This is a genomic window from Streptococcus sp. NLAE-zl-C503, from assembly GCF_900104285.1.
Taxonomy (GTDB): Bacteria; Bacillota; Bacilli; order Lactobacillales; family Streptococcaceae; genus Streptococcus.
Genome location: NZ_FNJT01000003.1, coordinates 138,398 through 160,228, shown reverse-complemented (window position 1 = coordinate 160,228; position 21,831 = coordinate 138,398). Strand labels below are relative to the sequence as shown.

Genomic DNA, 21,831 nt, shown 5'->3' with positions numbered 1-21,831 from the left:
ATGATTGATATTTATTTTTTTCTTGTCGGGAGTATTCTCGCTTCCTTTCTTGGTTTGGTCATTGACCGTTTTCCAGAGCAATCCATTATCCAACCTGCTAGTCACTGCGATTCCTGTCAGACTCGCTTGCGCCCCTTAGATTTGATTCCGATTCTCTCGCAGGTGCTCAATCGCTTTCGCTGTCGCTACTGCAAGGCTCCTTATCCTGTCTGGTATGCCCTCTTTGAACTAGGCTTAGGGCTCCTCTTTCTATCTTGGTATTGGGGCTTTCTTTCCTTGGGACAAGTCATCCTAATCACTGCTGGTTTGACCTTGGGCATCTACGACTTTCACCATCAGGAATATCCCTTACTGGTCTGGATGACTTTCCACCTAATCCTCATGGTTTCCTCTGGCTGGGATCTGGTCATGGTCTTTTTCCTTGTCCTAGGAATTCTAGCTCATTTTATCGATATCCGCATGGGCTCAGGGGATTTTCTCTTTCTTGCTTCTTGCGCTCTCGTCTTTAGTGCGACTGAACTACTGATCTTGATTCAGTTCGCTTCTGCGACGGGAATCCTAGCCTTTCTCCTGCAAAAGAAAAAGGAAAGACTTCCTTTCGTGCCTTTCCTCTTACTCGCTGCTTGTTTGATTATTTTTGGTAAGCTACTGCTTGTTTGATAAAGTTCTCAATTGGCTCTCCTTGGTGGAGGGCTTTTACGATTTTTGAACCGACGATCACGCCATCTGACACCGCATTGAAGCGTTCTACATCGGCTTGACTAGATACGCCAAAACCTGTCAAGACTGGGATGTCAGCTACTTGATGCAATTGCGCCAAGTGCTTATCCAAGTCTGCACGGTAATTTCCTGACTTCCCTGTCACCCCATTGATGGCAACAGCATAGACAAAACCTTCTGCTCCCTTGATCAACTCTTTTTGACGTTCAAGTCCTGTTGTCAAACTAACTAAGGGAATCAAAGCAATGTCTGTATCTGCCAAATAAGGCTCCACAAAGTTAGCATGTTCATGAGGCAGGTCTGGAATAATCAATCCTTTAACCGCTGTATCTGCCAAATCTTTGACAAATTTCTCCACACCGTACTGAAAGAGGGGGTTGAAGTAGGTCATGATGACAAGTGGCACCTCTGTTTGAATGGTTTTCAAGGTTTCCACCAAAGCCTGGGTAGAAGTCCCGTTAGCTAGACTGCGCAATCCTGCTTCTTCGATCACAGGTCCATCTGCAACAGGGTCTGAAAAGGGAATGCCCACTTCAATGGCTGAAACGCCTAAATCTTCTAAAAAGTGGATTGTTTCAGCGAGACCATCCAAACCTTTCTCATAGTCTCCAGCCATGATATAGGGAACAAAAATTCCTTTTCCAGCTGCTTTGATAGCATTCAATTTTTCTGTTAGAGTCTTAGGCATGAGCTTCTCCCTTCTTTGCTGCATCTGCTTCCAAGCGGTCTTTGACTTGAACCACATCCTTGTCCCCACGACCTGATAGGCAGACAATCATAGACTTTTCTGGTCCAAGTTCTTTGGCCAATTTCACCGCAAAAGCAATAGCGTGGCTAGATTCCAAGGCTGGGATAATCCCTTCCACACGAGACAAGAGTTGGAATCCTTCCAAGGCTTCTTCGTCTGTCACAGGGACATAGCTGGCACGTTTAATATCGTGGTAGTGAGAATGTTCTGGACCGATACCAGGATAGTCCAAGCCTGCTGAGATAGAGAAGGCTTCAAGAATTTGACCATGGGCATCTTGGAGCACATCCATGAGGGAACCGTGAAGGACACCAGGACGACCCTTGGTCAAGGTAGCTGCATGGTGCTCCGTATCCACACCAAGCCCAGCTGCTTCAGCCCCATACATAGCTACTGACTCATCTTCTACAAATGGATGGAAGAGCCCGATAGCATTCGACCCACCACCAACACAGGCTACTAGGGCATCTGGTAAGTCTTGACCTGTCATATTGCGATACTGTTGTTTAGCTTCTCGACCAATGACACTTTGGAAGTCACGAACAATTTCTGGGAAAGGATGAGGCCCCAAGGCAGAACCAAGGATATAGTGGGTATCATCGATATTAGCCACCCATGAACGAAGGGCTGCATTAACAGCATCCTTGAGCACGCGCGAACCGTCTGTCACTGCCTCAACCTTGGCTCCTAAAAGCTCCATGCGGAAGACATTGAGAGCTTGGCGTTTAACATCCTCTTCACCCATATAGATGGTACATTCCATGTTAAAGAGGGCTGCAGCTGTTGCAGTTGCCACACCGTGCTGACCAGCACCTGTTTCAGCGATAATTTTCTTTTTACCCATGCGTTTAGCAAGCAAAACTTGTCCTAAGGCATTGTTAATCTTATGGGCCCCTGTATGGTTGAGGTCTTCACGTTTGAGATAAATCTTGGCTCCGCCAATATGCTGGGTCAAGTTTTTTGCGTAGTAAAGGGGAGTTTCACGTCCTACATACTGGCGCAAAAGTTGGTTTAATTCCTCTTGGAAACTTGGGTCTGCCTGACTTTCACGGTAGGCCTTCTCCAACTCCAAAACTGCTGTCATCAATGTTTCTGGGACGAAACGTCCGCCGAATTTTCCGTAAAATCCATCTTTATTTGGTTCTTGATATGCCATTCTTTACCCTCTCTATAAATCTTATAATCTTTTCATGATCTTTTTGTCCGTCTGTCTCCACTCCACTCGATACATCTACTGCATAGGGAGTAAAGTGTTGAATTGCTTTTACTACATTATCTTCCTTAAGCCCACCTGCGATAAAGAAGGGCTGAGTTAGTCCAGTCGTATCCAGTTGGCCCCAGTCAAAGGTCTGGCCACTCCCAGCCACAGGGGCATCAAAGAGTAGATAGTCTGCCTGAGAATTGGGCACATGACCCTCTCCATCCACCTGCACAGCCTGAATACTGGCAGAAGGCAAATTCTCAAACAAATCATCTGCCACCTGACCGTGAACTTGAACCAAGTCCAAGCCAACTTTGTCAATGACTTCTAACAGTTGAGCCCGACTTGGTGAAACAAATACACCAACCTTTTTGACATCTGTAGGAATAAGCTTTGCCAGCTCAGCAGCCTGATCCAAGGTCACCTGTCTTTTACTAGGTGCGAAGACAAAACCGATGTAGTCGGCCCCTACTGATACGGCTGTTTCCACCGCTTCTTTGGTCGATAGTCCACAAATCTTAACCTTTGTCAATCTGCAACTCCTTGATTCTCTGGGCTACATCTTCTGCCTGCATGAGAGCTGTCCCTATTAAAATTCCGTTAAAGTATGGTGCTACTCGCTCTGCATCCTGCCCTGTGAAAATAGCCGATTCAGAAATGTACAAGCAATCATCTTTGAAATGTTTAGCCAAATCTACACTGGTCTGCAAGTCAACTTCAAAGGTAGTTAAGTTGCGGTTATTGACCCCAATAATCTGGGCACCAAGTCTGTGAGCCACTTCTAGTTCAGCTAGATTGTGAGTCTCCACTAAAACTTCCAGACCAAGCTCTGTCGCATAGTCGTACAGTTCCTTGAGACGTTCTTCTGACAAGGCAGCCACAATGAGCAAGATGACTGTCGCACCTGCATTACGAGCACGAATGATTTGTTTTTCATCAATGATAAAGTCCTTGTTAAGCGTCGGAATCTGTACCTGACTGGAAATCTCCCGCAGATAATCCAAATGACCTTTAAAGAAAACTTCATCTGTCAGAACAGAAATCATCACTGCTCCGTTTTCTTCATAAGTCTGAGCCTGTTGCACAATATCCACATCGAGATTGATATCTCCCAGACTAGGGCTAGCCTTCTTGACTTCAGCGATCACCTGCAAGCGGTCTTGGTGTTGTTTTAGATAGTCAGCCAAGCGATAGGTCTGGCGCAGGGGCTGGATTTCCTCCAGCTGCATCTGCTCAACCTCACGCGCCTTCTGCTCCAAAATTCGTGCTAAAAATTCCTGACTCATTTTTGGTACTCCTGTAACAGTCTGAGTTTTTCAAGGGCCTTGCCACTAGCAATCACTTGACGGGCCAAGGCAACTCCTTCCTTGATACTAGCTACCTTACCATTAGCATAGAAACCAAGACCAGCATTTAAAACTGTAGTTTCCAAGAATGGACTTGGTTCATTTTTAAGAACGCTGAGCAAAATTTCTGCATTTTCCTGAGCATTGCCTCCACGAATATCGTCGATAGCGTAGCCTTCCATCCCCAGATCTTCTGGAGTAAAGCTTGACAAGGTGATTTCGCCATTTTCAAGCAGAGCAATCTTGGTTGTTCCGTTCAAGCCAGCTTCATCCAGTCCTTCTGGTCCAGCAACTACGATGGCACGTTTGCGACCCATATTTTTCAATACCTGAGCTGTACTTTCTAGCAGTTCTGGACGACTAATACCAAGAAGCTGTGTTTCCAAGGCCATTGGGTGAATCAGGGGACCAGTCAAGTTCATAATCGTTGGAATTCCTAGTTCCAAACGAGCTGGCATGATGTATTTCATAGCTGGGTGCATATTTTTAGCAAAGAGAAAGACGATGCCAGTTTTATCAAAAACCTTACCTAGTTCAGCTGGTTTGAGGTCTAGGTTGATACCCAAGGCTTCGAGGACATCTGCAGAACCAGATTTAGAAGAAATCGAGCGGTTACCATGCTTGGCCATGTGAACACCACCACCAGCCAAGACAAAGGCTGCAGTTGTGGAAATATTAAAACTGAAAGACTTGTCCCCACCTGTACCACAGTTGTCCATGGCATCATGAATTTCAGTCGGAATATGTTGAGCATGTCCTCTCATGACTTGAGCAATGGCTGTGCGTTCTTCAGGTGTTTCCCCCTTCATCTTAAGAGCCAAAAGGAGAGAAGCAATCTGCGCTTCAGTTACACGCCCAGTTACGATACGCTCAATGACATCCGTCATTTCCACACCTGATAAATTTTCAAATTTTGCTAGTTTTTCAATAATCTCTTTCATCCTAGTTTCCTCACTTTACAACCTTCTCGATAAAATTCCGAATAGAAGACAAGCCATCTGGCGTTCCAATACTCTCTGGATGGTACTGGAAGCCATAAATCGGTAGGTTTTTATGTTGAATCCCCATGATGGCTTGGTCATCAGTAGAACGAGCTGTCACTTCAAATTCTTCTGGCATTTCTTCAATTAAAATACTGTGATAACGCATGACCGCACGGCCATCCTCAATGCCTTGATACAAAACAGATGGCGCTTCAAAGCTGATATTGCTCTGTTTCCCATGCATGACTTTTGGAGCCAAACCTAACTTACCACCAAAGACTTCTGCAATGGCTTGGTGGCCCAAACAAATCCCAAGAATCGGCTTCTTGCCAGCAAAATCACGAATCATGTCTTCCATCTTTCCAGCATCAACTGGCCAACCTGGGCCGGGCGAAAAGACCAGACCATCTGCTTTTTCAGCTTCTTCATACAGCTTGGGATCATCATTTCTCAAGACCTGCACTTCTGTAAAATTCCCAATGTACTGCGCCAAGTTATAGGTAAAAGAATCATAGTTGTCAATCAATAAAATCATGGTCTTAGTTCTCCAATTCTAGTCATAGATTTAGCCTTGTTAATGGTTTCTTGGTATTCGTTTTGGGCAATAGAGTCATAGACAATCCCTGCCCCAGCCTGCACATAGGCTGTTTGATCTTTAAGAATCATGGTTCGGATGGCAATGGCCAAATCCATATCACCCGTCGCAGACAAGTAGCCGATTGCTCCTGCGTATACGCCTCGTTTTTCCGTCTCCAGTTCATAGATGCGTCTCATAGCTCGAATCTTTGGAGCTCCTGACACTGTTCCAGCTGGAAGTGTAGCTTTCAATGCATCCATGGCAGTGAGTTCTGGAAGCAAACGTCCCTTGACCACGCTGGTCAAATGCATGACATAGCGGAAGAGCTCCACTTCCATATACTTGGTGACTTGAACACTGGCTGTTTCAGAGATACGACCAATATCATTGCGTCCCAAGTCTACCAACATCCGATGTTCTGCTGTTTCCTTCTCGTCAGAAAGGAGGTCTGTCGCCAAAGCCTTGTCCTCTTCATCTGTAGCTCCTCTTGGTCGTGTCCCTGCAATCGGATTAGTTGTCACGATGCCATTTTTGACAGAAACCAAACTTTCAGGACTAGCACCGATGATTTGATAATCACCAAAGTCATAGAAATAGAGGTAATTAGATGGATTGGTCACGCGAAGATTTCTGTAGAAGTCAAATGAATTTCCAGTAACTTCTGCTGAGAAGCGCTGACTGAGCACGCATTGGAACATATCGCCATTTCGAATCAAGTCACGAGCTGTTTCTACCATTTCCTCAAATTTCTGAGGAGCGATATGGGGTTTGAAGTCAAGCGGAGATAAATCCAAGTCTTCAAATTCATTTGCTGCAGGAATGCGTAATTCCTCAAGTACTTGGTTCAAAGCTTTTTCCAAGTCTTCTTGAACACGCTCGCTGTAAAGAGCATCCTCGATGACATGGATTTTTTCCTTCTTGTGGTCAAAGACCATGTAGCTCTCATAGACAAAGAAATGCATGTCTGGCGTCCCAATGGTATCCTCAGGGATTTGACCAATTTCTTCATAAAGCGAAATCATATCGTAACCCACAAAGCCAATGGCTCCCCCACCAAAAGGTAGGTCTGAATGATGTTGGCTCTTATGAGTAACTTCATAAAGGAAATCCAAGGGATCACGATCAATCACTTGCCCATTTTGATAAAGAACTCCATTTTCAAACTTAATCTCAAAAACTGGATTATAGGCTAGGATAGAAAAACGAGCTGTTTCCTTGTCTCTCGGAATACTTTCTAAAATAACCTTGTGTTGCCCCTTTAGGCGCATATAAGCCAAGATTGGCGATAAGACATCTCCATGAATGATTCGTTCCATTGTAATTTCCCTTTCAGTTCCTTATTTTTATTTTTTTCTATTTCCCTTAAATAGTGCGGACGGGAGGTAAAATTATCCAGTGGATGATTTTAGAAAACCATGAAATGAAAGACCTAATTTTTGAGCTCCTCGCTCATTCATTTCTAGGCTCAGGCTAAAATAGTTCCCCAAACTATTTTACTCTCAAAAATTCCGTTCTAGAGAAGCATCTTTGCTTCTCTAGGATACCACTATGGCGGGAAACATCTTTTAGAAACTCACTTCGTTCGTAAATATTTTATAGAAATCTATCTATTGATGAAGCATAATTTAAAACTGATGACCATATCTACGATAAATATATAAAAATCCCCACGCAAAATAACTTGCGTGAGGACGAAATTCGCGGTGCCACCTCAATTATAGGATTTCTCCCATCTCTCATTCCTGTCTCAGAACCTTCTTGTAACAGGCTGTGCGATAAAGGGCACTCCCTTGAGAATTATGTTTTCTTCTCTCGTTTCAGATGGACCCAACCTTACAGCTTTCTCTGCTTGTTTCCAGCAACCACAAGCTCTCTGTGAAAGAAATAACTGTAATTTTTCCATCTCTTATTTTTTAGCTTCTAGGTAGTCTGCAATCGCAGCTACGTCCTTGTCTCCACGACCAGAGACATTGATGATAATAATCTCATCTTTACTTAGTTTCGGTGCACGTTTAACTGCTTCTGCGATAGCATGTGAGTTTTCAATCGCTGGGATAATTCCTTCAGTCTTACTAAGAAGGAGCAAGGCTTGAACCGCTTCTTCATCCGTCGCAGCCACATATTCCACGCGACCTGAATCTTTAAAGTAGGCGTGTTCTGGGCCAACCCCTGGATAGTCCAAACCAGCTGAGATAGAGTAAACTGGCGCCAGCTCTCCATCTTCCTTAAAGACTGCATAGGTCTTCATTCCGTCGACAATTCCAACACTACCTTTTGTCATAGTAGCTGCGTGCTTGTCTGTATCGAGTCCATGACCAGCGGCTTCGACCCCAACCAATTTGACTTCTTCATCAGCCACATACTGTGAAAAAGCACCGATGGCATTAGAACCACCACCTACACAGGCAATAACGTAGTCTGGTAAACGACCTTCTTTTTCTAAGATTTGACGGCGAGATTCTTCACTGATGACCTTTTGGAATTCATGAACAATGGTAGGATAAGGGTGAGGTCCTACAGCAGATCCCAGAACATAAAAGGCTTCAAGGTCATTCATCCATGCTCCAAAAGCCGCATCAACCGCATCCTTGAGGGTACGAGTGCCTGTTTCAACTGCATGCACAGTTGCTCCCATCATCTCCATGCGGAAGACATTGAGACGTTGACGTTCCACATCCTCTGCTCCCATGTAGACATCACAGGCCATACCAAATTTGGCTGCTGCAGCTGCAGTCGCAACTCCATGCTGACCAGCCCCTGTTTCTGCGATCACTCGTTTTTTGCCCATACGTTTGGCAAGAAGAATTTGACCTAGAACATTGTTAAGCTTGTGAGAACCAAGGTGGTTCAGGTCTTCGCGCTTGAGATAAATCTTAGCGCCACCTAGGTGGTCTGTCAAACTTTCCGCAAAATAAAGCGGTGTTTCGCGACCTGAATAGTCTTTTAAGTAATGGCGAAATTCTGCCAAAAACTCTGGATCATCCTTGTATTTGTCAAATGTCACTTCCAGCTCATCCAACAAAGCCTGAATCGGCTCTGGCACAAAACTACCACCAAATTGTCCAAAATAACCTTTAATTGTCATAAATTTTTCCTCTTTCAGTATTGATTTCAAGATATGAAAAAGCCCACACACGGAATTCACTTCCGTGTGAGGGCGTTGGTAACGCGGTGCCACCTCAATTGTAAAGGGACTATCCCCTTTACATCTCTGCCTTGTCTAACAACAAGTTGCACTGTAAGGTGTGCGCACCGAATTTTCATTGTTTCAAATTCATTTTTAAAATCAGCCCACTTTCACTACTTCCAACCACCTGTTCACAATCACCACAGGCTCCCTGAAGATCAAAAATAGTTACTTTTCTGATTTATTGAAAATATTATATGTTATTGTTCTATCTTTGTCAAGATTTTTTTTATGATTTTTTTCCTGAACCGAGGATTTCTTCGGAAATTCTTACCAAAGTCTTAACGATGTAGTCTACTTCTTCATCGCTTAATTTAGTGTGAAGAGGAAGCGTAATTTCATTTTCAAAGAAGGCATAGGCTCTTGGATAATCTGCCATATCAAAACCAAGATTCTTATAGGCTGTCAAGAGCGGAAGCGGTTTGTAGTGAACATTACTTGCAATTCCTGCTTTGGCCAATTCTTGGATTATGAGATTGCGTTCTTCTAAACTTGCTCCTTCTACATGGGTGATGTAGAGGTGACGACAAGATTCGACAGTATCAGTCTTGTGCGCCAATGGGTGAATACGAGTATCCGCAAATCCACGATCATAGCGGTCCACGATATCCTTACGACGTTGTAGCAAACCAGGGTAACGGTCCAATTGTACCAAACCAATCGAAGCCATGATATCCGTCATGTTACACTTGTAGGCCGGCGTTACGATATCGTATTCCCATGAACCGAGTTGCATCTTGGCAAGGGCATCCTTTGTTTGACCATGAAGGGAAAGGATTTGGAATTCCTTGTACATCTCTTCGTCGTTAATCGCTGGGTTGGCTTTCCAAGTCGCACTTCCTCCCTCAGCAGTTGTAAAGTTTTTAACGGCATGGAATGAGAAGGAAGTAAAGTCAGCAATAGAACCAGCTGGTTGCCCTTTATAAGTAGATCCCAAAGCATGGGCACTATCAGAGACAATCACGATACGGTTAAAAACCCTTTGCCACTTGCTAGCAGCAGTAAAGAGATTGCGTTTTTTCTCCACCATTTGGAACAAACGGTCATAGTTGCAAACAATCCCTGCAAGGTCTACTGGGATGATGACCTTAGTCTTTTCAGTGATGGCTTGCTCAAGAAGGTCATAGTCCATCTCAAAAGTATCTGCTTGGATATCCACCATGACAGGGGTTGCTCCTACGTGAGTGATGACACTACATGAAGCTGTATAGGTCATGGCTGGAACGATGACTTCATCACCAGGTCCCACTTCCAAGACGCGCAAAATCAACTCAAGAGCGGCTGTCGCAGAGTTGAGGCAGACAGTCTTAGGTGTCTGTGTGTATTGGGACAAGCGACGCTCCAGTTCTTTTGTCTTAGGACCCGTTGTGATCCAACCAGAACGTAGGGTATCCGCTACTTCAGCAATTTCAGCTTCTGTAATATCGGGTGGTGAAAATGGAATATTGTAATTTGGCATTGATTTGCTCCTTTTATCTGTACTCATTTTCTCATGACTACTTTATTTTAGTACCTCAAACACGGTTTGAAACATGATTTTGATGTCTCCAAGGAAACTAAACTCTCGGAGATAGGCGAGGTTATAGCGCATCTTTTCAGGGAGGACATGTTCGACATAGGCCTGGTCAACTGATAGACCTTTCTCCGTCATTTGACTGATGATCGTATCCTCATCCTTGTAGTTGATGCTAGCTGGAGAGGTAATCCCTGCTGGCAAGAGCAAGGTCGCCATCATTTCAGGACTATACTGCTCGGTGTAACGTGGCACCTCAGGTCTTGTGCCTACAAAGGACATCTCGCCTTTAAGGACATTGACCAGCTGAGGCAGTTCGTCCAAGCGCACACGGCGGATGAAATTTCCCACTTTGGTAATGCGACTATCATTAGCTGAAGTCACTAGACTTCCTTTTTTATCCGCATCCGTTACCATGGTACGGAACTTCCAAATCTTGAACGGACGATTGTACTGGGTCACGCGCTCTTGCTTGTAAATGACAGGTCCCTTGCTATCCAACTTGATCCAAATGCTCAAGATGAGAAAGATTGGGGAAGTCAAAATCAGTAAAACCAAGGCCAGAACCCAGTCCAGACAACGCTTGAAAATCAGCGAACCCTTCCTTTTAGAGACAAGCTGGTAGTAAGACTCAACCTCGCTTGATTTCATTTCCACGGGCAAGTCTTCCCATTTCAGCATGCTGTTTCTCCTTTGTTTTTATTATACTATTTGTCAACATTTTTCATTATACCACAAAATGGAAAAGGCGGTGCAAGAAAGCTGTAATTTGGAGGAATTCTTATTAGGACATGGCCCCAGCCTGCAAACTATACATCTTGTGATAGATTCCTCCCAAGGTCAAGAGTTCCTCATGGGTTCCACTCTCGATGATGCGCCCCTTGTCCAAGACATAAATGCAGTTGGCGTCTTGAATGGTAGAAAGGCGATGAGCGATGGCAATGGTCGTCCGCCCCTGCCTCATTTTAGCCAGAGAATCTTGAACCAAGCTTTCTGTTTCAGAGTCAATATTGGCTGTCGCTTCATCCAAAATCAGGATTTTAGGCTGACTGGCGACTGTTCTAGCAAAGGCAAGAAGCTGGCGCTGTCCAGTAGAAAAGCTCGAACCACGCTCGGAAACAGGAGCATCATAGCCCAGAGGAAGATCCTGAATAAAGGAATCTGCATCTACAAAGGTAGCTGCGTCCTTTACTTGATCATCACTGATATCTTGGTACATGGCGATATTGGACTTGATAGTCCCATGATAGAGGAAGGGATCCTGCAAGACCAGACCGATGTTCTTCCTCAGCTCTTCCTGACTGTAGTCTCTAATATCCATATCATCTAAGAGAACTCGCCCTGACTGAAATTCGTAAAAGCGCATGAGGACATTGATAATCGAAGATTTCCCCGAACCTGTATGACCGACAAAGGCAATGGTCTCACCCTTGTTAACAGAAAAAGAAATATCATCTAGGATCTGGTGTTTGCCATCATATGAGAAACACACATGTTCAAAACGGATATTGCCTTCTTGAACTTTGGCTTGCCCATCGTTTTGAAGAGGCTCATAGTTCGTCTCGTCAATCAAGGCAAATACACGCCCTGCAGAAACCATAGACGTTTGCAGGGTTGAAAAGTTTTGCGTCACCTCAATCAAGGGGTCAAAGAGCCGATTGATGTACTGGATAAAGGCATACATGGTTCCTGCTGTTATTCCCAGATAAAGCCCACGGTAGCCAAAGTAGGCCATCAAGACGGCATATCCTAGCAGTTTCAGTAAACTCATGGCAGGTCTCAAAAAGAGGGCATCCAAGGCCACAGAACGGTTGGCATAGACCAAGTGTTCTTGGTTGATTTCATCAAATTCTGCCTGCAGGCGCTTCTCTTGATTAAAGGCCTGGATAATCCTGATTCCCTCGATATTCTCTGCCAGCTTACTATTGATATCCGACAAGAGACTTCTGGTTTTCTCGATAATTTTCACTGATTTTTTCCGATAGAGATTGACCAAAAGGAAAATCAAGGGAAGAAAGAGCAAGACTAATGCTGTCAAACGAAAATCCAGTACCAACATGGTATACAGAGTTGTCAGAAAGATAAAAACTGCTGAAATAAAGCTGGATAAAATCCCCGAAAACATATCACTGATGGTCTCGGTATCATTTGTCAAACGAGAGACGATGGAACCTGCTGGAGTCTTGTCAAAATAAGACATGCCCAGTTTTTCCATATTGGCAAAGGCATCCCGACGAATATCCCTAACAATGCTGTAGGACACTCTCGCAAAGAGAAGATTGCCGACATACTGAACTAGAGTTTGTAGGAGATAAAGACCATAGTAGGCCAGCAAAACGGTCACGGCAAGTTGGTTAAGATTGCTGAGATACTGGTCGATAAAGTGCGAAGCTACAAGGGGAATGACACTTTTAATGACCGTAGTCGCGAGGAGAAAACTTAATGCCAAAAAGGTCAGAAGACCATAAGGCTTGAGATAGGACAGTAGGCGTTTTAACACAGCCCATTGTTCTTGTTTATTCTGCATCTTCTTCTCCTTTCATTTCCAACTGCTGAGACTGGTAGGTTTGGGCATACCAGCCATCCAGAGCTAGCAGCTCATCGTGCGTGCCCCGTTCGATAATCTGTCCATTTTGCAGGACTAAAATCAAATCTGCATGGACTACTGCACTGAGGCGATGAGCCGTAATAATGGTTGTCTTGTCCTTTCGCGTCTCCTTGAGGTTGTCGATAATCGCATACTCTGTCTTGGCATCCACAGCTGACAAGGAATCATCTAGAATCAAGATATCAGGGTCTAAAATCATAGCCCGACTCATGGCCAGACGTTGCTTTTGCCCACCAGATAAACTAACTCCTTTTTCACCGATTAGTGTATCAAATCCCTGAGGCATGACTATAATATCTTGGTAAACTTGGGCTAGCTTAGTCGCTTCCTCGACCGTTGAAAGGGGCAAATTAGGATTGCCAAAGCGGATATTGTCTAAGATCGAAGTCGCAAAGAGGAACTGGTCCTGAGGAACATAGCCCATAAGGCTGCGAAGGTCTGTCAGACGATAGTCCCGAATATCGTGACCGTTTAGGTAAATGGCTCCCTTATCCACATCGTATTCACGCAAGAGGAGCTTAATCAAGGACGTTTTCCCAGAGCCTGTCTGTCCGACCAAGCCAAGGGTTTGCCCTTTTTCCAAGCTAAAGTGAATATCCGTCAGCGTTTCTTCATCTTCAAAGGCAAAGCTTTCAACGGCATACTCCAAGCGCCCATTTTCAATACTGTCCAGAGGGAACTCGGGGTCTTGTACAGGTGATTCCTGAGACAAAAGATCCTCAATCCGCTGATAGGACACTTTCCCTCGCTGGGTAATATTAAAGAGGAAACCAATAGCCATAAGAGGCCAAACCAACATATCCAAGTAGCTGATAAAGGTAACCAGATTTCCAACCGTAATCTGCCCCTCCTGAACCATCAAGGAACCGACCAAAAGAGTTAAAACATAGGACGAACCAACAAACAAGAGAACCATGGGATCAAAGAGGCTATCGTATTTCATGGTTTGCAGGTTCTTTTGAAAGGTCAATTCATTAACTGTCTGAAAGGACTTCAACTCATCCGCCTGATAACCGAAAGACTTGGTCACTTTTATACCTGATACAGACTCCTGCACCTTGTTATTGAGTTCAGAGAAAGCAGCTTGCGATTCGCCAAAGGCCTTGTGGGTCTTTCTCCCTAAACGACTGGTCGCATAAGCCATGAAAGGCAGGGGCAAAATGGCAACCAGAGTCATTTGCCATGAAATGCTAAAAAGCATAGTCAGTAAAGTCACCAGAGCCGTGATAGAGGCATCGACCGCAGACATGACACCACCACCTGCGAGACGAGTCAAGGCGTTGATATCATTGGTGGCGTGTGCCATCAGATCTCCCGTTCGATAGGTCTGATAAAAGGCTGGCGACATCTTGGTAAAGTGTTCAAATAAGCGTGAACGCATGATTTGCCCCAGACGGTAGGAAGTCCCAAGGATATACATGCGCCAAACATAGCGCAGATAATACATCCCAAAGGCTGCAAGCATCAGATAAAATAGATTAAGAAGGAGGTCCTGCTGGGTTAATTGTCCCCCAGTGATGGCATCAATGACCCGTCCCATGACCATGGGGGGAATGAGATTGAGGACAGAAACCAAGACCAAGGCCACAATCCCGACTAGATAACGGCGTTTTTCTAACTTGAAAAACCACCAGAGTTTTTGAATAATGGACATAAACTCCCTTTCTGATTGCAAATGGAAACCTGAGGCAGATACCCCAGGTTTTTCTTATTCATAAGTTACGACTGAGACGGCACCCTTGTCATACTCAGCGATAAAGATATTGGCCACATTGTCATGCCCTTGTTTGCTGAGATTATCAAGCAACCACTCTTCGCTACGGTCAATATATTCCAAAACATCGACTTGGATCACACCGTCAGTCACAACTGGATACTTAGGATTTTCATCTCCCATTTGGACCACGATGAGTTGGCCATTTTGCTCATGCACAGCTCGTTTGACCTGTTTCATCTGGAAAATTCCTTGGCTACGAAGTTTGAGAGCAACTTCTGCTGCAGACAAACCAACTGAACGACAGGCTTCTGGGTCAATCTGCCCATTTTTGATAAGGAGAGTTGGTTTTCCATCAATCAAGCGTTTGACAAAACGAACATTGTTATTGAGCCACTTGAGGGTCAAGACCAAAATCGTCCACATCATCAAAATCACTGCGTACTGCAGAATGCTGATTGAACTATTGTAAATCACCCCACCGATGATACCACCAAGAACATAGTTCTGAATTTGGTCTGTAGCAGAGTTAGGTGCTAGATTCCCCTTTCCTGTCACATTAATAACAAAAACAAGAGAGAAAAGACCCAAGGCCAGTTTGATTAAAATTTCCATATAATTGAGTGTCATTTGTTTACCTCCACCAATTCAATAGCGTCTGTTTGATGCAATTCTAATTTCTCTAAAAGATACTTGTCTGGTTGGCTCCCGTTCATGGCACGATAGAAATTTGAACCTACCTTGATAAGTGCTCCATCAGTGGCTGCAGAAGTATTGACATAAACTTCTGATTTATCCACTCCCAAGTCTTTGGAAACAACCTCTATGAAATGAAGGGAAGTTTGAAATTGGTTGTTAGAGGCTTGATTGGTCTGGTATTTTGAGATTGTTACCAAAAGCATGGCTACCAAGGTCAAGGCCAAAATCATGACCAATTCCCGAAACTTAGTCCCCTTTTTATCTCGATAGGCTTTAAAAGCAAAAAATCCTGTGATAGCTAGGAGCACAATCCCAAAGCCAATCATGATGCCATTTTGCTGACCAATTTGGCTGAGGACATAGTCATATGAGTAAAATTTCATTTATTTTCACTCCCTTTCATAAAATCATTCTTAATTATAAACGAAAGAGAGTGATTTTTCAAGCCATACGTTGGGGAAATGGACCTTTTTTTGGTATAATAAAATCTATAATCTGAATGAAAAAGGTAACTTTATGAAACTCATCTCATGGAATATTGATTCCCTCAATGCTGCCCTAACTAGTGACTCAACTCGTGCCAAATTGTCCCAAGAAGTACTACAAACCTTGGTCGCTGAAAATGCTGATATCATCGCTATCCAAGAAACCAAGCTTTCTGCCAAGGGTCCTACTAAAAAACACTTGGAAATTTTAGCTGAACTCTTTCCAAACTACGAAAACACGTGGCGTTCTTCTCAAGAACCTGCCCGCAAAGGCTATGCTGGAACCATGTTCCTTTATAAGAAAGAACTCACACCCACTGTCACTTTTCCAGAAATCGGTGCCCCTTCTACCATGGACTTAGAAGGTCGCATCATCACTCTAGAATTTGATGAATTTTTCGTGACCCAAGTTTACACTCCAAACGCTGGCGACGGCCTCAAACGTTTGGAAGAACGCCAAGTCTGGGATGTCAAATATGCGGAGTACTTGGCTGAACTAGACAAAGAAAAACCAGTCCTTGCGACCGGTGACTACAATGTAGCCCACAATGAAATTGACCTTGCAAATCCTGCCAGCAACCGCCGTTCACCTGGATTTACCGACGAGGAACGTGCTGGATTTACCAACCTCTTGGCAACTGGATTTACCGACACCTTCCGTCATCTTCACGGCGATGTCCCAGAACGTTATACTTGGTGGGCACAACGCAGCAAGACTTCTAAAATCAACAATACAGGCTGGAGAATCGACTACTGGCTCACCAGTAACCGCGTCGCTGACAAGGTAACCAAGTCAGACATGATTGACTCAGGAGCTCGTCAAGACCATACACCGATTGTATTGGAAATTGAACTTTAAGGGGGTTGTCTTCATGAACTACAATGCAGTTATTCCCGAGTTTGTTGTATCGAATATCGAACAGTCTCGTTCCTTCTACTGCGATTTGCTCGGTTTTAGGATCGAATACGAGCGTCCAGAAGAAAACTTTCTCTTTCTTTCTCTTGAAGAGTGTCAGCTAATGCTAGAGGAAGGAACCCCCGAGGAGCTGGCTAACCTTACCTACCCTTTTGGAAAAGGTGTCAATATTTCCTTTGGCATTGAAGATGTCCCTCAGCTCCACCAAAAACTGCTGGAAGCTGACTATCCTATTTATCGTCCGCTGACCAAAAGAAAATTTCGTGTTGGAGATCACTATATCTATCCTCACGAATTTGCAGTCTTGGATCCAGATGGTTATTTTTTAAGATTTAGCGAATAGAAGAATAAAAGAATAAAAGGCTACAATATTTTCTAGTGTTGCAACCTTTTATTCGTTCGCTTTTATGATCTATTTACTAACAAAATATTTGATTTCTAAAGCTATTTAGTGTAAAATAATGACATTAACGCTATTGCGTTTGATAATAGTACCATTTTACTTGTTTATGTCGTGAATTGGCACGACGTTTCTACAAGGTGCCGGAACACCTAACAATGAGTATGTCAGCTGAAGGTATGGTGTTGGCCATGCCTATTTTGGGGACTTACTTAGGGGATTAAGTAGGTCCTTTTTTCTAGCCCTTTTTGAGATGATAAAGGCGATAGAAAAACACAAAAGAGTTTAGACTTTAGGAGGTCTTATGAAATTATTAGAAGAGCGCATCCTTCAGGATGGGCACATCTTGGGTGACAACATCCTCAAGGTGGATTCCTTTTTAACCCACCAAGTTGACTTTAGCTTGATGCGAGAGATTGGTAAGGTATTTGCGGAAAAATTCGCTTCTGCTGGCATTACCAAAGTTGTAACGATTGAAGCTTCAGGTATCGCCCCAGCTGTTTTTACAGCTGAAGCCTTAGACGTTCCCATGATTTTCGCAAAGAAAGCTAAAAACATCACCATGAACGAAGGCATCTTAACTGCTGAAGTTTACTCCTTTACCAAACAGGTGACCAGCACGGTTTCCATCGCTGGAAAATTCCTCTCACCTGAGGACAAGGTCTTGATTATCGATGATTTCCTAGCAAATGGACAAGCTGCCAAAGGCTTGATCCAAATCATCGAACAGGCTGGAGCCAAAGTCGAAGCCATCGGTATTGTTATCGAAAAATCCTTCCAGGATGGTCGTGATTTGCTCGAGAAAGCTGGCTATCCAGTTCTATCACTCGCTCGTTTGGAACGTTTTGAAAACGGTCAGGTCGTATTTAAGGAGGCAGATCTCTAATGCAAAAACAAGAAAAACACTCGCAAGCAGCCGTTCTTGGCTTACAGCACTTACTAGCCATGTACTCAGGCTCTATCCTAGTTCCTATTATGATTGCGACAGCTCTTGGCTATTCAGCTGAGCAGTTGACCTACCTGATTTCAACAGATATCTTCATGTGTGGGGTGGCCACCTTCCTCCAACTCCAACTCAACAAACACTTTGGTGTTGGACTACCAGTCGTTCTTGGAGTTGCCTTCCAGTCAGTTGCTCCTTTGATTATGATTGGGCAGAGTCACGGTAGCGGAGCCATGTTTGGTGCCCTTATCGTTTCAGGGATTTATGTGGTTCTGATTTCAGGCATTTTCTCAAAAGTTGCCAATCTCTTCCCATCTATCGTTACAGGATCTGTCATTACCACGATTGGATTAACCCTGATTCCTGTCGCTATTGGAAATATGGGAAATAACGTCCCAGAGCCAACTGGTCAAAGTCTCTTGCTTGCAGCCATCACTGTTCTGATCATCCTCTTGATCAACATCTTTACCAAAGGATTTATCAAGTCTATCTCCATTTTGATTGGTCTGGTTGTCGGAACCGCCATTGCTGCTACTATGGGCTTGGTTGATTTCTCTCCTGTTGCGGTAGCACCACTAGTCCATGTCCCAACTCCCCTCTACTTTGGGATGCCAACCTTTGAAATCTCTTCTATCGTCATGATGTGTATCATCGCAACGGTTTCCATGGTGGAGTCGACTGGTGTTTACCTAGCCTTGTCAGATATTACCAATGACCCAATCGACAGCACGCGCCTTCGCAACGGTTACCGAGCAGAAGGTTTGGCCGTACTTCTCGGAGGAATCTTTAACACCTTCCCTTACACAGGATTTTCACAAAACGTTGGCTTGGTCAAATTGTCAGGTATCAAAACCCGTCTGCCAATCTACTACGCAGCTGGTTTCCTAGTCCTCCTTGGACTCCTTCCTAAGTTTGGTGCCCTCGCCCAAATCATTCCGAGTCCTGTCCTTGGTGGTGCCATGCTGGTTATGTTTGGCTTTGTTTCCCTTCAAGGGATGCAAATCCTCGCCCGCGTTGACTTTGCTAATAATGAACATAACTTCCTTATCGCAGCTGTTTCAATCGCTGCAGGTGTTGGACTCAACAATAGCAATCTCTTTGTCAGCATGCCAACAGCCTTCCAAATGTTCTTCTCAAACGGAATCGTCGTAGCCAGCCTACTTGCCATTGTACTCAATGCCGTATTAAATCGGAAAAAGAAATAAGAAAAAGAGGTGTGAGCCTCCAGATTGAAGAAAAGTTCATTTTGGACGATTTTTCAATCTTTTTCTTTCGGTCCAAAATGAGACTACCCTTAAAAAAGTTGGAATAATAGCCCTTCTGAGAAAATATTCGTTAAATCAGAAATTAAATTATTTCCAAAATAATTGTAAGAGTATCCACTTTCTAATAGGTCGCTCAAAAAGTTTTAAAAATCATAAAAACGCATAATATCAGGCATTCAAAAACCTTAATATTATGCGTTTTATCAGGGAAAAATTTGCTAGATTTTCTCCTCAAATTGAGTCATTACCCAGCCTCTTCTATTATCTTCTTTTACCCTTTTTTACAGGCATGAGCGTAATATCTCTCAAGCTAAAGTAGGCTAGAGCCAGCATGGCGATTGTGACAAAGAATTCTGTTGGTAACTGGAAGATTTGCAAGATGGACAACATCAGCAAAATCAAGAGTGCAACAACTAAAAAGACCAAGATAACGATGTTGACTGTTCCTTTGATACTTTGGGGTGTCGCAAATACATAGAGTAGTAATAAGAGTATCCCTATGATTAAATAGACCATCTTTATCTCTTTCTAGCTGTTACTCAGCTGATTTTTTCTTTTTGTTGGCTTTCTCACGCTCTGCCTTGTTGAGGATTTGTTTACGCAAACGGATAGACTCAGGCGTTACTTCCATGTACTCATCGTCATTCAAGAACTCAAGAGACTCTTCAAGCGTCAAGATACGAGGTGTCTTGATAACCGCTGTTTGGTCCTTGGTTGCAGAACGAACGTTGGTCATTTGTTTGGCCTTAGTGATGTTAACGGTCAAATCGTTTTCACGAGAGTTTTCACCGATAATCATTCCTTCGTAAACCTCAGTACCTGGGTTGACAAAGATGGTTCCACGTTCTTCGATAGACATGATTGAGTATGTTGTTGCCTTACCAGCATCGATGGAAACAAGGGCACCACGATGACGTCCCCCAATTTCACCTGGAATCAATGGCAAGTATTGGTCGAAGGTATGGTTCATGATACCGTAACCACGAGTCATTGACAAGAACTCAGTTGAGTATCCGATCAAACCACGCGCTGGAACAAGGAAGACCAAACGAGTTTGACCATTACCAGTTGAAATCATATCCAACATTTCACCCTTACGTTCAGAGAGGCTTTGGATAACAGATCCTTGGTATTCTTCTGGAGTATCGATTTGAACACGTTCAAATGGCTCACATTTCACACCATCGATTTCTTTTACGATAACTTCTGGACGAGATACTTGAAGTTCATATCCCTCACGGCGCATTGTTTCGATAAGGATTGATAAGTGCAATTCTCCACGTCCTGAAACAGTCCATTTATCTGGTGAATCAGTTGGGTCAACACGAAGGGAAACGTCTGTTTGCAATTCAGCCTGTAAACGTTCTTCCACCTTACGAGAAGTCACCCATTTACCTTCTTTACCAGCAAATGGTGAGTTGTTGACCAAGAAAGTCATTTGAAGAGTTGGCTCATCGATGTGTAGGATTGGAAGAGCTTCAATGGCATCTGTCGGAGTAATAGTTTCACCAACAAAGATATCTTCCATACCGGATACGGCAATCAAGTCACCTGCTTTGGCTTCTTGGATTTCACGACGTTCCAAACCAAAGAAACCGAAGAGTTTTGTGACACGGAAGTTCTTCGTTGTACCATCTAGTTTAGAAAGGGTAACTTGGTCCCCAACCTTAACAGTACCACGGAAGACACGACCGATACCGATACGACCAACGAAGTCATTGTAGTCCAAAAGTGAGACTTGGAACTGTAACGGTTCATCTGAGTTGTCCACTGGAGCTGGGATATGGTCGATGATGGTGTCAAAGATTGGCGCCATTGTTTTTTCTTGATCAGCTGGATCATCTGACAATGAAGAAGTCCCGTTGATAGCTGAAGCATACACCACTGGGAAATCAAGCTGGTCATCGTCTGCACCAAGCTCAATGAAGAGCTCCAATACTTCGTCTACTACTTCTGCTGGACGAGCTGATGGTTTATCGATTTTGTTGACAACCACGATTGGGACAAGGTCTTGTTCCAAGGCTTTTTTCAATACGAAACGAGTCTGTGGCATTGTTCCTTCGTAGGCATCTACGACCAAGACAACACCATCAACCATTTTCATGATACGCTCAACTTCTCCACCGAAGTCCGCGTGTCCTGGTGTGTCCATTATATTGATACGAGTTCCGTTGTAGGCTACGGCTGTATTTTTCGCAAGGATAGTAATTCCACGCTCTTTTTCGATATCGTTTGAGTCCATAGCACGCTCTGCCAATTCAGTACGTGCATCAAGAGTTTCAGACTGCTTCAATAATTCATCAACGAGGGTTGTTTTACCGTGGTCAACGTGGGCGATAATCGCAATGTTACGGATATCTTCTCTTAATTTTGTCATGATTTCCTCTAATATTTAAATTTTTATTTCTAACTGAACAATTATACCACAGTCTCATTCAAAAATCACAGTTCAGCTAAGTGTAAATGTTTTCACTCTGCTTTTCTAGTCAAGGCAACTCTTTTCAAAGTCAGAGACTTATGATAAGA

The 21,831-nt window shown here is 43.8% G+C and carries 21 protein-coding genes, 1 riboswitch and 1 other annotated feature; of the genes, 5 read left to right on the top strand and 16 right to left on the bottom strand.

The window, feature by feature from the left end; translation table 11 throughout:
* Window positions 1-660 (top strand): prepilin peptidase, encoded by a 660-nt coding sequence (locus BLS46_RS06960; RefSeq protein ID WP_093586547.1) that lies wholly within the window; start codon window positions 1-3, stop codon window positions 658-660.
* Here the strand turns inward: BLS46_RS06960 and trpA are convergent.
* From trpA to BLS46_RS06890, 14 genes are all read right to left on the bottom strand, one after another.
* Window positions 632-1,408 carry a tryptophan synthase subunit alpha gene (gene trpA, locus BLS46_RS06955; RefSeq protein ID WP_093586545.1) on the bottom strand — a complete coding sequence of 259 codons (777 nt, stop codon included), beginning with the start codon at window positions 1,406-1,408 and terminating at the stop codon, window positions 632-634. The two genes, BLS46_RS06960 and trpA, sit on opposite strands and share 29 nt — an antisense overlap.
* Window positions 1,401-2,624 carry a tryptophan synthase subunit beta gene (gene trpB / locus BLS46_RS06950; protein ID WP_093586543.1) on the bottom strand — a complete coding sequence of 408 codons (1,224 nt, stop codon included), beginning with the start codon at window positions 2,622-2,624 and terminating at the stop codon, window positions 1,401-1,403. The genes trpA and trpB (BLS46_RS06950) overlap by 8 nt, the downstream gene beginning before the upstream one ends.
* Window positions 2,602-3,201 carry a phosphoribosylanthranilate isomerase gene (locus tag BLS46_RS06945; protein WP_093586541.1) on the bottom strand — a complete coding sequence of 200 codons (600 nt, stop codon included), beginning with the start codon at window positions 3,199-3,201 and terminating at the stop codon, window positions 2,602-2,604. Before BLS46_RS06945 ends, trpB (BLS46_RS06950) begins: the two co-directional genes overlap by 23 nt.
* Entirely contained in the window at window positions 3,188-3,955 is a 768-nt protein-coding gene (gene trpC, locus BLS46_RS06940; protein ID WP_093586539.1) for an indole-3-glycerol phosphate synthase TrpC, read from the bottom strand. The genes BLS46_RS06945 and trpC overlap by 14 nt, the downstream gene beginning before the upstream one ends.
* Window positions 3,952-4,956 (bottom strand): anthranilate phosphoribosyltransferase, encoded by a 1,005-nt coding sequence (trpD, locus tag BLS46_RS06935; protein ID WP_050241878.1) that lies wholly within the window; start codon window positions 4,954-4,956, stop codon window positions 3,952-3,954. Before trpD ends, trpC begins: the two co-directional genes overlap by 4 nt.
* A 10-nt stretch (window positions 4,957-4,966) precedes the next feature.
* Window positions 4,967-5,533 (bottom strand): aminodeoxychorismate/anthranilate synthase component II, encoded by a 567-nt coding sequence (locus BLS46_RS06930; protein WP_093586538.1) that lies wholly within the window; start codon window positions 5,531-5,533, stop codon window positions 4,967-4,969.
* Window positions 5,530-6,891, bottom strand: coding sequence for an anthranilate synthase component I (gene trpE, locus BLS46_RS06925; protein WP_093586536.1), 1,362 nt, complete (start codon window positions 6,889-6,891; stop codon window positions 5,530-5,532). The genes BLS46_RS06930 and trpE overlap by 4 nt, the downstream gene beginning before the upstream one ends.
* Window positions 6,892-7,481: 590 nt before the next feature.
* Window positions 7,482-8,660, bottom strand: a complete 1,179-nt coding sequence (trpB, locus tag BLS46_RS06920; RefSeq protein ID WP_093586534.1) for a tryptophan synthase subunit beta — start codon at window positions 8,658-8,660, stop codon at window positions 7,482-7,484.
* A gap of 65 nt (window positions 8,661-8,725) precedes the next feature.
* Window positions 8,726-8,956, bottom strand: a binding site (T-box leader).
* 35 nt (window positions 8,957-8,991) lie between these two features.
* The gene (locus BLS46_RS06915) at window positions 8,992-10,221 is read right to left on the bottom strand and encodes a DegT/DnrJ/EryC1/StrS family aminotransferase (protein ID WP_180364066.1); all 1,230 of its coding nucleotides are present in this window, start codon (window positions 10,219-10,221) and stop codon (window positions 8,992-8,994) included.
* 42 nt (window positions 10,222-10,263) lie between these two features.
* Window positions 10,264-10,956: a sugar transferase gene (locus tag BLS46_RS06910; protein WP_093586530.1), complete on the bottom strand. Its 693-nt coding sequence runs from the start codon at window positions 10,954-10,956 to the stop codon at window positions 10,264-10,266.
* Window positions 10,957-11,059: 103 nt separating this feature from the next.
* Window positions 11,060-12,802, bottom strand: a complete 1,743-nt coding sequence (locus BLS46_RS06905; RefSeq protein ID WP_093586528.1) for an ABC transporter ATP-binding protein — start codon at window positions 12,800-12,802, stop codon at window positions 11,060-11,062.
* Window positions 12,792-14,537 carry an ABC transporter ATP-binding protein gene (locus tag BLS46_RS06900; protein ID WP_093586526.1) on the bottom strand — a complete coding sequence of 582 codons (1,746 nt, stop codon included), beginning with the start codon at window positions 14,535-14,537 and terminating at the stop codon, window positions 12,792-12,794. Before BLS46_RS06900 ends, BLS46_RS06905 begins: the two co-directional genes overlap by 11 nt.
* Window positions 14,538-14,591: 54 nt before the next feature.
* Window positions 14,592-15,227, bottom strand: a complete 636-nt coding sequence (locus BLS46_RS06895; protein ID WP_000174452.1) for a DUF421 domain-containing protein — start codon at window positions 15,225-15,227, stop codon at window positions 14,592-14,594.
* Window positions 15,224-15,679, bottom strand: coding sequence for a DUF3290 family protein (locus tag BLS46_RS06890; protein WP_033606256.1), 456 nt, complete (start codon window positions 15,677-15,679; stop codon window positions 15,224-15,226). The genes BLS46_RS06895 and BLS46_RS06890 overlap by 4 nt, the downstream gene beginning before the upstream one ends.
* 133 nt (window positions 15,680-15,812) lie before the next feature.
* Here BLS46_RS06890 and BLS46_RS06885 point away from each other — a divergent pair, with 133 nt between their 5' ends.
* The 4 genes from BLS46_RS06885 to BLS46_RS06870 all read left to right on the top strand — a co-directional run bounded on the left by BLS46_RS06885 (window position 15,813) and on the right by BLS46_RS06870 (window position 19,245).
* Window positions 15,813-16,640, top strand: a complete 828-nt coding sequence (locus tag BLS46_RS06885) for an exodeoxyribonuclease III (RefSeq protein ID WP_093586653.1) — start codon at window positions 15,813-15,815, stop codon at window positions 16,638-16,640.
* Window positions 16,641-16,653: 13 nt separating this feature from the next.
* Window positions 16,654-17,040: a bleomycin resistance protein gene (locus BLS46_RS06880; RefSeq protein ID WP_093586524.1), complete on the top strand. Its 387-nt coding sequence runs from the start codon at window positions 16,654-16,656 to the stop codon at window positions 17,038-17,040.
* A gap of 140 nt (window positions 17,041-17,180) precedes the next feature.
* Window positions 17,181-17,276, top strand: a riboswitch (purine riboswitch).
* Window positions 17,277-17,401: 125 nt separating this feature from the next.
* A complete protein-coding gene (locus BLS46_RS06875) occupies window positions 17,402-17,983 on the top strand; it encodes a xanthine phosphoribosyltransferase (protein ID WP_093586523.1) in 582 nt (193 codons plus the stop codon).
* Window positions 17,983-19,245 carry a nucleobase:cation symporter-2 family protein gene (locus BLS46_RS06870; RefSeq protein WP_093586521.1) on the top strand — a complete coding sequence of 421 codons (1,263 nt, stop codon included), beginning with the start codon at window positions 17,983-17,985 and terminating at the stop codon, window positions 19,243-19,245. Before BLS46_RS06875 ends, BLS46_RS06870 begins: the two co-directional genes overlap by 1 nt.
* 321 nt (window positions 19,246-19,566) lie before the next feature.
* Here BLS46_RS06870 and BLS46_RS06865 read toward each other — a convergent pair whose 3' ends face one another.
* Together BLS46_RS06865 and typA are read right to left on the bottom strand one after the other, a co-directional pair.
* Window positions 19,567-19,821: a DUF3165 family protein gene (locus BLS46_RS06865; protein WP_000262658.1), complete on the bottom strand. Its 255-nt coding sequence runs from the start codon at window positions 19,819-19,821 to the stop codon at window positions 19,567-19,569.
* 19 nt (window positions 19,822-19,840) lie between these two features.
* Window positions 19,841-21,682, bottom strand: a complete 1,842-nt coding sequence (typA, locus tag BLS46_RS06860) for a translational GTPase TypA (protein ID WP_093586519.1) — start codon at window positions 21,680-21,682, stop codon at window positions 19,841-19,843.
* Window positions 21,683-21,831: the final 149 nt, after the last annotated feature.